Here is an 11756-nt window from a genome sequence, read left to right as displayed (position 1 = left end):
TTTATAAAATTAAAAGAATGGTATGGAAAAATATAAGATGGCAGGCGATGAGGGACTCGAACCCCCAACCCTCGGTTTTGGAGACCGATGCTCTACCAATTGAGCCAATCGCCTAAGGAGTTAAGGACTGCTATTATAGCAAAGATAATCTAGAATGCAAGAGATTTAATAAATTATTTTTAAGCCCCTTGCATTCTATTTGTTGTTTAGAAGTAGTTATAAAATAAGTATTCTTTACGTCCATTTAGAGCTTCAACTTCACACATCAGACGATATACCTCTTTTTCATCTTGAGTGCCGCCATTAGCGATAGACTCTGCCTTACAGGCTGCTTCACGCTCCTTATTGACCGCTCGCTGTTCTTCACGCAACGCATCCTGCGTTTCAGCATCCAAAGAATTCCAGATTTCATTAATCTCATTAACCGCTCGTTTGTAAGCGGCTTTTGCCTGGCTGATTTGAGCGTCCATTTGGGCTCGCTCCGCCGCCGCTAATTCAGCCGCTTCTTTTTTGAGCTGGGCTTCGTGTTCAGCTTGTTCTTTGGCTGCTCTTGCTTCTTCCTCAATGGCCGCTCTTTGTATTTCTAATTGCTCTTTGACAATTTTATTTTTTGAAACCGCCCAACCCAATAGATCTGCAAGACCAGCTTGCGGACTGCCATCTTCTAGCTGAGCGTATACTTTTTGACCATCGTCTGTGGGCTGAAGGTTATAGCTGATGCCTATTTTATATATATCAGCACTCGTGGATGATTGTTCAAAACCGTGATTTTCTAATATGTTATCAACAGTCTCTTCAAGCTCCATCGCATCCAAAGATGCTTGGGCATCCTGCTTAGTCTTGGCAGGAATCTTAACCTCAAGATTGGCTTCGCAGAATATTTTTGTGCTGTTTGGATCAGTTTTGGCGGTACGTACATCGGCTATTGACATTCCAAGACCTTCAACAGAGGCGCGGATAGATGATAAAGGTTCATCAGTTTCTCTTTTTATTGCTTTTTCTGTAGCCTCACTGACAATGCCCTGGATCAAAGACAGACCATCTGGGTCACTACAATCAATCTTCTTGTTATCAAAGCAGCCTGTCAAAGCCACAGTTAATACCGCAGGCAAACCCATCATCAACCAAGTCTTCATTAGAGCTCCATTACCAAAATGTAATTCAATGTAATCAAAAAATACAACATTTACATTTTAGTAAAATAACCCCAGGATATCAAGTGTTATTTATTTAGGTTCGCGACTTGTTTTTAAGTACTTACCCCAAAAACCAAACCCCCCACCATCTCTGGCAGGGGGTTTTGACTTTGGTAAGTCGTTTGGTTTGTTTGCTGTTAGGCTAATCTTGTTAGATTAGTTCTTAACGTTAGCAACAACACCAGCGCCTACGGTACGGCCACCTTCACGGATCGCGAAGCGTAGACCTTTGTCCATGGCGATTGGATGGATAAGCTCAACGCTCATCTCAACGTTGTCACCAGGCATAACCATTTCAGTACCTTCTTGTAGAGTGATGGCACCAGTTACGTCAGTAGTACGGAAGTAGAACTGTGGACGATAGCCGTTTAGGAATGGCGTGTGACGACCACCTTCTTCTTTTGATAGTACGTATACTTCTGCGTCGAAGTTAGTGTGCGGCGTGATTGAACCTGGTTTAGCAAGTACTTGACCACGTTGAACTTCTTCACGCTTAGTACCACGTAGTAGAACACCACAGTTCTCACCAGCACGGCCTTCGTCTAGAAGCTTACGGAACATCTCAACACCAGTACAGGTAGTCTTAGCAGTGTCTTTGATACCAACGATTTCAACTTCGTCACCAACTTTGATGATGCCAGACTCAACACGACCAGTTACAACAGTACCACGACCAGAGATTGAGAATACGTCTTCGATTGGCATTAGGAATGGACGATCGATGTCACGCTCTGGCTCAGGGATGTAGCTATCTAGAGTGCTTAGTAGTTCTAAGATAGCTGGCTCACCATATTGACCTTGGTCGCCATTTAGACCTAGTAGTGCAGAACCTTTGATGATAGGAGTGTCATCACCAGGGAAGTCGTAGTCAGATAGAAGTTCACGCACTTCCATTTCTACTAGCTCTAGTAGTTCTTCGTCGTCTACTAGGTCGCACTTGTTCATGAATACCATGATGTAAGGTACGCCAACCTGACGAGATAGAAGGATGTGCTCACGAGTTTGTGGCATTGGGCCGTCAGTAGCTGCTACAACTAGGATAGCGCCGTCCATCTGTGCCGCACCCGTAATCATGTTTTTAACATAGTCGGCGTGGCCTGGGCAGTCTACGTGCGCGTAGTGACGTGCTTCAGTGTCATACTCGATGTGAGAAGTGTTAATGGTAATACCACGTGCTTTTTCTTCTGGTGCTGAGTCAATTGCAGCGTAGTCTTTTGCTTCACCACCGTGGTGCTTAGCAGCAACAGTTGCGATAGCAGCAGTTAGGGTAGTTTTACCGTGGTCAACGTGACCGATGGTACCAACGTTTACGTGTGGTTTGTTACGTTCGAACTTGGCTTTGGCCATGATACTATTCCTTTTAGAATGGTCTTAATCTGATTGATATAAGACAATTTAAACAATAAAAATTTAAATCTTCTACCTTGATTGCAAGACATTAAATGATGCTTGCAATCAAGTATTGTTAGATTAACAGATGAGTAAATTACTCGTCGTCATCTTTAGCAGTGAACTTCTTGATGATCTCATCAGCAACGTTCTTCGGAGTCTCTTGGTATTTTGCAAATTCCATAGAGTAAGTCGCACGACCTTGAGACATAGAACGCATTTGAGTAGCATAACCGAACATCTCAGCAAGCGGTACTTCAGCACGGATGGCTTTGGTGCCGCCAGGTAGATCGTCCATACCTTGAACCATACCACGACGACGGTTCAAGTCACCCATGATGTCGCCCATGTAGTCTTCTGGAGTCTCAACTTCTACCTTCATGATAGGCTCAAGCAACGCTGGAGAGGCTTGCATAAAGCCTTTCTTGAATGCCATAGAACCTGCCATTTTGAACGATAGTTCGTCAGAGTCAACGTCATGGTAAGAACCATCATACAGAGTTGCTTTAACGTTAACTACTGGGTAGCCTGCTAGAACGCCGTTTTTCATACGCTCTTGGATACCTTTGTCTACTGCACCGTGGTATTCTTTAGGTACAACACCGCCCACGATTTCTTCAGCAAATTCGTATTCCACTTCACCTTCTGGATCAAGTGGCTCAAGACGTAGCCAAACGTGACCGAATTTACCACGACCACCGGTTTGACGAACGAATTTACCTTCAACTTCAACAGTCTGACGGATCGTTTCACGGTAGGCAACTTGAGGTGCACCGATGTTCGCTTCAACGTTAAATTCACGCTTCATACGGTCAACGATGATGTCAAGGTGTAGCTCACCCATACCAGAGATGATGGTTTGGCCTGATTCTTCATCAGTACGTACACGGAATGAAGGGTCTTCTTTAGCCAGACGGCCTAGAGCGATAGACATCTTCTCCTGGTCAGCTTTAGTTTTTGGTTCAACCGCTAGGCTGATAACCGGATCTGGGAATTCCATGCGCTCAAGGGTGATAACATTGTCATTATCACATAGTGTGTCACCAGTAGTTACGTCTTTTAGACCTACGAATGCTACGATGTCACCAGCACGGGCTTCGCTCACTTCTTCTTGTGAGTTAGCGTGCATCTCAACGATACGACCGATACGCTCACGCTTCATTTTAACAGGGTTATATACGCTGTCACCTTGCTGAGCAACACCAGAGTAGATACGTACATAAGTCAAGTTACCAACGTACTTATCGTTTTGGATTTTGAATGCCAAACCAGCAAATGGTTCATCATCAGAAGATTCACGAGTACCTTCAGATTCGTCTTTGTCATCAAGGATACCTTTGATGGCTTCAACGTCATTTGGCGCGGGTAGGAATTCGATTACTGCGTCAAGCATACGCTGTACGCCTTTGTTTTTAAAGGCAGTACCACATAGCATTGGTTGGATTTCACATGCTAGTGTACGAGCACGAAGACCAGCTACGATGTCTTCACGAGACAGATCGCCTTCTTCTAGGTACTTGTCCATTAGCTCTTCTGAGCTTTCAGCGGCTGCTTCAACCATGTTGTTGCGCCATTCTTCAGCAACATCAACTAGGTCAGCAGGAATTTCGCCGTATTCAAACTTCATACCTTGAGATTCTACATCCCAGATGATAGATTTCATCTCAAGTAGGTCGATAACACCTTCAAAGTTATCTTCAGCACCGATTGGCACAACTACAGGTACAGGGTTACCACCTAGACGAGTTTTTACTTGCTCAACTACGCGGAAGAAGTTCGCGCCAGTACGGTCCATTTTGTTAACGAACGCAAGGCGTGGCACTTTATATTTGTTAGCTTGACGCCATACAGTTTCTGATTGAGGCTGTACACCGCCAACCGCACAGTAAACCATACACGCACCGTCTAGTACACGCATAGAACGTTCAACTTCGATGGTGAAGTCAACGTGGCCGGGGGTGTCAATTAGGTTGATGCGATGCTCTGGGAATTGATCAGACATACCCGACCAAAAGCAAGTGGTTGCTGCTGATGCGATGGTAATACCACGCTCTTGCTCTTGCTCCATCCAGTCCATGGTGGCAGCGCCTTCGTGCACTTCACCTAGTTTGTGGCTCTTACCTGTGTAGAACAACATACGCTCAGATGTGGTGGTCTTACCAGCATCGATGTGCGCAGAGATACCGATGTTACGATATCTGTTTAGGGGGGTTTTACGTGCCATAATTTTTCCTAGAAAAATTCTGATTAATTGGGTGTCTGATGGATAATTTTAATCAACATTCATGACCAAAACATGACAATCAGACTTATATGGGCCGACTTGGATGATAAGGCATCATCCAAGCCAATGCACCTGTTATTAAGAAATGCTTGACAGCACTTCTTAAATTAGAAGCGGAAGTGCGAGAACGCTTTGTTCGCATCAGCCATACGGTGAACGTCATCACGTTTCTTGATGGCAGCGCCTTTACCTTCTGCTGCATCGTTTAGCTCACCAGCTAGACGTAGAGCCATTGATTTTTCAGAGCGCTTAGCGGCGGCGTCAGCCAACCAACGCATTGCTAGGGCAGTACGACGGGAGGGACGTACTTCCATAGGTACTTGGTAGGTAGCACCACCAACACGGCGAGCTTTAACTTCCACCGTTGGGCGAACGCTTTCTAGCACTTCTTCAAAGAATGCAACTGGATCTTCAACGTTGCGCTTAGCAGCAACAGTCTCTAGTGCGCCGTAAACGATTTTTTCAGCGACTGATTTTTTACCATCAACCATTACGTGGTTGATGAATTTTGCGATGGTTTGGCTGCCGAATTTAGGATCTGGTAGGATTTCACGGGCAGCGACGACACGACGTCTTGGCATAATAGTTTCCTTATATCTTCAGGATAATCTGGTATAAAAGCTAGCTTAACCAGCCTTACTGCGTATGTGGGTTTGACACACCAAACCCTAAAATACGCAAATGATGTCTTTAGGCTTATGCCTTAGGACGCTTAGCACCGTACTTAGAACGGCCTTGTTTACGATCTTTCACGCCTGCACAGTCAAGTGCGCCACGCACGGTGTGATAACGAACACCTGGAAGATCTTTTACACGACCGCCACGGATCAATACAACACTGTGCTCTTGAAGGTTATGACCTTCACCGCCGATGTAGCTAGATACTTCATAGCCAGAAGTTAGACGTACACGGCACACTTTACGCATGGCTGAGTTAGGTTTTTTTGGAGTCGTAGTATATACACGAGTACAAACGCCGCGACGTTGTGGGCAGGCTTGTAGTGCAGGTACTTTCGACTTTTCAGTAATGGTCTTACGACCTTTACGGATAAGTTGGTTTGTAGTTGCCATTGGCAATTTCTCCCGTTATTAACAATATGGCTATTTTTTATGCAATAGCCGACTATCCCCTTTTAGGGGCACTATATTATAGAGTCAAAGTCAAAAAAATTCAAGCACAAGCAAAAAATAACTTAGCTTATGCTTGAATATCATCAGCGATAACCAGCTTATGACAGCTGGTATGGCAATTTACTCATCTGTATCAGCAGGTTTTTCACTGGCATCTATTTCTTGTGAACGCTGATTCTCGGTTAGTAATTGTGGACGTTCTGGGCGAAAAGTTACCATCGCTGTGCCTAGCACCTCTTCGATCAGCTCACGGTTATAATACGCGCCAACACCCACCGAAGTAACCGGCAATAGCTTGCCAAGCCAGCCTAATTTTAGGTTATCGATATTGACGTATTTTGAGAGTTCATCCAGCTGTTTGTTGAACGATTCACCGGCGCTGTATTTTAGACCAACGTTTTGCAGCTCCTGCTTTAAGCTTGAACGCTCTGCATTGGCAAATACGGCATTACCTAAGGCGAGTGCAGTTAGGATGATTTGCTTTTCTTGAAGTCTGGTCAAGTTAGCGCCTGACAGCACGCCATAGGCGATCTTGATGCCTTCTTTGCCGGTTAATGGCTTATCATAGATCAGCGCCAACTGATACACCGCCTTTAATGACACCATCAAAAGCCATCCAGCATCTGCGATCAGACCCTTGATACCTGCAAGACCTGCCAACCCACCCATCACCGCCAAGGCACGGTTCTGATTGGCGACATCGCGCGCAAAATCATCGCGCTCGATATCGGTCAGACTGGATAAATTGGCAAAACGAGAATCTCTGAGCAGATCTTTTTTTGCCCAATTATTCGCCCAACTAGCTGCTTTATTAAAAATAAAATCGGTCACGCCGTCACTATTAACGCTCGGGGCTACTTTACCCACTAAGGATTGAGCGGTGGTGAATTTTGGACCGAATAACTGAGCGCTCATGCTCGATGTCTGCTTACGAAAAGCGTCTTGTTCGTATTCTTTGGCGTTAAGATCGACCGCATGATAAGGCTCGCTAGTCGATTTTGAGCCATTCATCGCACTTAAGAATGCGCCAAGTTTGCCAAGTGCGCCAGCCAGACCACCTTTGGCATCGCCATCAGTCCCTTGCGCTTCGACTGTCTCTTTGATTTCTTGAATGTTTTGGGTTAACTTTTCTTTGGCATCAGTCGCACGCTCTTTGGCATCTTCAATAAGATCGCCTAGCTCATCTTGGGCTTTTTGCTTAGTGCTTTCAACCTTGTCCCTGACGTCTTCGATGGCCTCTTTGGCAGCATTCTGTAAATCATCTAGACCACCCTGCTCGCCCTTGCTAATGTTAGCAGCTTTAGACGCCATTTCATCCAGTGCGTTATCAACTCTTTGTTTGATAGACGTGGATTCGTCCTGATTGGTCTTATCTTGGCTGTCTTGAGCATTGCCTTTAGGCTCTTGGGCATCACGAGAATCCTTAACCACCAACACGTCTTGTACAGATTTATTATCAATATCTACTTGCGCCACGACTTCGACGCCATCTGTGGCATCTAGAGAGTTGGCCAAATTGTCTAGGTTGTCTAAATTATCGTTGTGGGATTTATTATCGTTGTGGGATTTTTTATTTGGCATCATGATCTCCTTGGATGCTATTTTTTGAATAAATTTTACTCAATGTCTACCTTTAATACTATCATAAAGACCGCGCCCTTGCCAAATAAAAACTTAGCGAAAATGTTATCCTGTACGCCAAATATTACAGGCAGATTAAGGAAATGAAAACTTAGGCAATTTATACAGGCAATGGCGAATACCGCGAATCTGCGATTTAAAAATTTCCATTTTTATCAAATAATTTGTTACAATAACCAAAATACAACTGTAAACTTTTTTATATCTCATAAGGAACATTCCATGAAACGAGTCGTCATCACAGGCATGGGTATTGTCTCAAATATTGGCAATGACCTAGCTACCGTTACCGATAGCCTAAAAAACGGCAAATCAGGCATTATCTTTAACCAAAGTTATGCCGATAATGGCTTTAAATCGTGCGTATCAGGCTCGATTGATCAAAGCACGCTTGATACATCAGGCATTGACCGCAAACTAAAACGCTTTATGTCGGATGCTAGCCTTTACGCCTATGTGTCCGCCTTATCCGCCATAGATAACGCAGGTCTGTCCCTTGATGATGTGGCGGATAACGTGCGTGTGGCGGTCGTGGCAGGCTCAGGCGGAGCAAGCACGGCAGACGTGGTCAGCTCGGTAGATAACATGAAAGCCAAGGGACTGCGTGGCGTGGGAGCCATGGCAGTGCCAAAAATCATGAGTAGCACGGTGTCCGCCACGCTTGCCACGGGGTTAAAAATTAAAGGCATTAGCTATTCGCTGTCGTCCGCCTGTGCCACGTCCAGCCACTGTATCGGTCATGCCATGGAGCTTATCCAGCTTGGCAAGGCGGACATGGTCATCGCAGGGGGCGGAGAGAGCGAGCATTGGACGCAGTCATGTATGTTCGACGCCATGGGAGCGATGAGTACAAGCTATAACGACACGCCCACCACCGCAAGTCGCCCTTATGATAGTACCCGAGACGGCTTTGTCATCGCAGGCGGTGGCGGTATGGTAGTCGTGGAGAGCCTAGAACACGCACAGGCTCGCGGGGCGAACATTTTGGCGGAAATCGTGGGCTATGGGGCAACGTCAGACGGTGCGGAAATGGTCGCCCCCAGCGGAGAAGGGGCAACTCGCTGTATGCAAATCGCCCTAGCACAGGCAGAGCTTGACACGGTGGATTATGTCAATTCGCACGGCACATCAACACCGCTTGGGGACATCACCGAGCTACACGCCATTGCAGACGTGTTTGGCGGTGCGGACAAAACTCCGCCCATTAGCTCAACCAAATCCATGACAGGGCATAGCCTAGGAGCGGTGGGCGTGCAAGAGCTGATTTATTGCGTGCTGATGATGAATAACGACTTTATCGCCCCGAGTATTAATATCACCGACATGGACGAAAAAGCCAAGCCTTTTGACATCGTGCACACCACACGCCAAACCGAGATTAACACCGCCATGAGCAATAGTTTTGGTTTTGGTGGGACAAATTCGGCATTGGTGATGAGAAAATTTAAGGGTTAAAATAAAACCCAAAATCATAATAAAACCCTATTTCAAAAATAGGGTTTTATTTTTACCGAACTTACATTACAATTCGATTTTTTCTACACTTTCCTTTAAAAATGCTCACACACCCCCTTACCACCACGCACACTCCAAGCCAGCTTGTCGCACTCATCGCCACGCACCGCCCCGATTGGCAGGTGTGTTTTTTGCACAACGCTCATCGCCCCGTCATTGGCATTTACCCTGCTGTTTCGTGGACCGCCGTCTTTACAAATGGCTTATCCATTCACAAAAAAACTCGCCAAAACGACAACCACACCTACCCTGCCACCTATACCGATTGGCAAAACGAGCTTATCGCCTACTGCCAAGCCCACACCCCAATCCCCACACGCCACGGCGAATATACGCACGGCTTAATGGGCTTTATCGGTTATGACCTATCAGCTCATGAATTAAATCCTAACATCGCTATCAAGCCTGACCAGCCTTGTGCTTATTTTGGGCATTATGATATTTATATTAAGCCGTGCGAGCATGGATTTGACTTGATTGGTATCAATGTTGATAAACAAATTTTTGATGAAATAAAGAATAGTTTAACTGATTTATTAAATCAACAATTACCAAAACCAACACCTGCCCAATTTATCTCATCATGGCAAAAATCGGATTATAATCACGCCTTTAACCAAACCCAAGAATATATCAAAGCAGGCGATACTTATCAAATTAACCTGACCCAAAAATGGCAAGCGGATTTGGCTAATTTAGCCAGTTATTTGCCCCATTTGCAAGATAAAATCAATGCCCCATTTGCAGGGTTTTTAAAATTAGGTGAATTTGAAATTTTATCAGTATCGCCTGAATTATTTTTTGAATTTCATAAAATAGAAAATAATATTCATATCATCACAAAACCCATAAAAGGCACACGCCCACGCCATGATGATGCTAATATAGACAATGAGTTAAAAAATGAACTCAAAAACAGCGAAAAGGATATTAGCGAAAATTTAATGATTGTGGATTTGCTCAGAAATGACTTAGGCAAATACGCCCATATCGGCACGGTAAAAACGCCCAAACGCTTTGCCATTGAAAGTTTTAAAAATGTACATCATATGGTCAGCACCATTACCGCCCAATTAAAAGACGTACATAGCCTAGAAGTCTTATTTGGCAGTTTGCCCGCAGGGTCAATCACAGGCACACCAAAAAAACGGGCGTGCGAGATTATCCATGAATTAGAAATCTCCCCCCGTGGGGCGTATTGCGGAACCATGGGCTATATGAATTTTGACGGTACGGGGAATTGGAATGTACTCATTCGCACGTTGCACAAATGGCAAAAAACGGAACTATGGGCAGGAGGCGGTATTACCATAAAATCGGACATGGCTAGCGAATATCAAGAATGTTTGGATAAAGTGGGGAATATTATTCAAATAATGACAGATTAAGCCAAAAAAATCCGCCCAAAATGGACGGATTTTTTATTTGTGTCATATTACCTGGGTGCGCTCGATGAGCCACGCTTTGGCGTCGCCATCAACACGATCAATCAGTGCATCGTGCACTTTTTTGTGATAATCATTGAGCCAGTTTTTTTCTTCGATTGTCAATAATTCTGGCAACAACAGACGAGTATCAAACGGACACAAGGTTAAATCTTCAAACTTAGCAAATTCGCCAAACTCGGTGCTGTGCGCAGGCACGGTCGCCACCAGATTCTCAAGGCGAACGCCCCACTTGCCTTCACGGTATAGCCCTGGTTCGTTACTGGTGATCATGCCCAATTGCATGGTGCGCTCTGTCGATGATGGCGCATTGCGCGAGATGACCTGCGGACCTTCGTGGACATTTAGAAAATAACCCACACCATGCCCTGTGCCATGTCCATAATCTAGACCCAGCTGCCACAGCTGATTACGCGCCAAGACATCCAGCTGAGATGATGGAATACCCACAGGATAGACTGCGGCTGCTAATGCGATGTGTGCCTTTAGGACGTAAGTGACATCGCGCTTCTCATCATCGCTGATGTCGCCAATACCTGCCATGCGCGTGATGTCGGTGGTACCGTTGTAATACTGTGCCCCAGAATCGATCAGCAACAGCCCCGAACCTACAATCTGAGCGTGGTTATCTTTATTGGCTTTATAATGCACAATCGCCCCATTACCCTTAAAGCCTGCAATGGTGTCAAAACTTGCCGAGACGTGGTTTGGCTGCTCGCTGCGTGCATCGGTCAGCATGGTGTTAATATCCAGCTCGGTAATCGCATCGCCTGCTGCCACACGCTGCTCAAGGCGACTAAAGAAATGACACAACGCTGCCCCATCTTGACGCATGGCTTCACGCACGTGGTTCAGCTCGATGTCTGATTTTACCGCTTTTAACACCGTACTTGGGTTCATCGCACGCACGATAGTTACGCTGTTTGGCACTTGCTTGATGGTGCTGATGGCAACTTTAGCAGGGTCGATTAACAGCGTGCCTGTTATGTCCGCCAAAGCAGTGGTGACAGCGTTATAATCCGACGTGGCGATGCCTGCATTCTGTAGGGCAATCTTGGCATCGTCATTTAATTTTTGTTCATCGACAAACAGTACCGCGCTGTCTTTACCAATCAATAAATGCGATAAAAACACAGGGTTAAACGACACATCACT

The 11756-nt window shown here is 45.4% G+C and carries 9 protein-coding genes and 1 tRNA gene; 2 read left to right on the top strand and 8 right to left on the bottom strand.

Translation table 11 applies throughout. The features are described 5' to 3' along the window. Positions 1 to 38 precede the first annotated feature (38 nt). From GY683_RS05530 to GY683_RS05500, 7 genes are all read right to left on the bottom strand, one after another. Positions 39 to 114, bottom strand: a tRNA-Trp gene (locus GY683_RS05530). A 92-nt stretch (positions 115 to 206) separates the two neighbouring features. Further along, complete coding sequence (locus tag GY683_RS05525; RefSeq protein WP_297287794.1) at positions 207 to 1136, bottom strand: lysozyme inhibitor LprI family protein; 930 nt, start codon at positions 1134 to 1136, stop codon at positions 207 to 209. A gap of 216 nt (positions 1137 to 1352) precedes the next feature. Beyond that, positions 1353 to 2543: an elongation factor Tu gene (gene tuf, locus GY683_RS05520; protein ID WP_036363988.1), complete on the bottom strand. Its 1191-nt coding sequence runs from the start codon at positions 2541 to 2543 to the stop codon at positions 1353 to 1355. A gap of 139 nt (positions 2544 to 2682) precedes the next feature. Continuing rightward, positions 2683 to 4809 (bottom strand): elongation factor G, encoded by a 2127-nt coding sequence (fusA, locus tag GY683_RS05515; RefSeq protein ID WP_297287793.1) that lies wholly within the window; start codon positions 4807 to 4809, stop codon positions 2683 to 2685. 167 nt (positions 4810 to 4976) lie between these two features. Next, the gene (rpsG, locus tag GY683_RS05510; protein WP_036364066.1) at positions 4977 to 5450 is read right to left on the bottom strand and encodes a 30S ribosomal protein S7; all 474 of its coding nucleotides are present in this window, start codon (positions 5448 to 5450) and stop codon (positions 4977 to 4979) included. Between the two features lie 115 nt (positions 5451 to 5565). Further along, positions 5566 to 5940, bottom strand: coding sequence for a 30S ribosomal protein S12 (rpsL, locus tag GY683_RS05505; RefSeq protein WP_029102685.1), 375 nt, complete (start codon positions 5938 to 5940; stop codon positions 5566 to 5568). Between the two features lie 180 nt (positions 5941 to 6120). Beyond that, entirely contained in the window at positions 6121 to 7581 is a 1461-nt protein-coding gene (locus tag GY683_RS05500) for an EcsC family protein (protein WP_297287792.1), read from the bottom strand. 282 nt (positions 7582 to 7863) lie between these two features. On the opposite strand from GY683_RS05500, the gene GY683_RS05495 reads away from it, so the two are divergent. Both GY683_RS05495 and GY683_RS05490 read left to right on the top strand, forming a co-directional pair. Continuing rightward, a complete protein-coding gene (locus GY683_RS05495; RefSeq protein WP_297287791.1) occupies positions 7864 to 9096 on the top strand; it encodes a beta-ketoacyl-ACP synthase II in 1233 nt (410 codons plus the stop codon). Positions 9097 to 9197: 101 nt separating this feature from the next. Continuing rightward, positions 9198 to 10544, top strand: coding sequence for an anthranilate synthase component I family protein (locus GY683_RS05490; RefSeq protein ID WP_297287790.1), 1347 nt, complete (start codon positions 9198 to 9200; stop codon positions 10542 to 10544). A gap of 42 nt (positions 10545 to 10586) precedes the next feature. On the opposite strand, the gene GY683_RS05485 is transcribed toward GY683_RS05490, so the two are convergent. Beyond that, positions 10587 to 11756, bottom strand: a 1170-nt coding sequence (locus GY683_RS05485) for an aminopeptidase family protein P (protein ID WP_297287789.1), incomplete at its 5' end; no start/stop codon positions are given.

This window comes from Moraxella sp. (assembly GCF_024227015.1).
GTDB lineage: Bacteria > Pseudomonadota > Gammaproteobacteria > Pseudomonadales > Moraxellaceae > Moraxella.
The sequence above is the reverse complement of the archived record's forward strand: the minus strand, read 5'-3'. Positions and strand labels throughout refer to the sequence as shown.

What these genes read in the sequence shown, in the direction of transcription:
- tuf (WP_036363988.1), bottom strand. Translation starts at nt 2,543, where the DNA reads ATGGCCAAAGCCAAGTTCGAACGTAACAAACCACACGTAAACGTTGGT.
- fusA (WP_297287793.1), bottom strand. Translation starts at nt 4,809, where the DNA reads ATGGCACGTAAAACCCCCCTAAACAGATATCGTAACATCGGTATCTCT.
- GY683_RS05500 (WP_297287792.1), bottom strand. Translation starts at nt 7,581, where the DNA reads ATGCCAAATAAAAAATCCCACAACGATAATAAATCCCACAACGATAAT.
- rpsL (WP_029102685.1), bottom strand. Translation starts at nt 5,940, where the DNA reads ATGGCAACTACAAACCAACTTATCCGTAAAGGTCGTAAGACCATTACT.
- rpsG (WP_036364066.1), bottom strand. Translation starts at nt 5,450, where the DNA reads ATGCCAAGACGTCGTGTCGTCGCTGCCCGTGAAATCCTACCAGATCCT.
- GY683_RS05525 (WP_297287794.1), bottom strand. Translation starts at nt 1,136, where the DNA reads ATGAAGACTTGGTTGATGATGGGTTTGCCTGCGGTATTAACTGTGGCT.
- GY683_RS05490 (WP_297287790.1), top strand. Translation starts at nt 9,198, where the DNA reads ATGCTCACACACCCCCTTACCACCACGCACACTCCAAGCCAGCTTGTC.
- GY683_RS05495 (WP_297287791.1), top strand. Translation starts at nt 7,864, where the DNA reads ATGAAACGAGTCGTCATCACAGGCATGGGTATTGTCTCAAATATTGGC.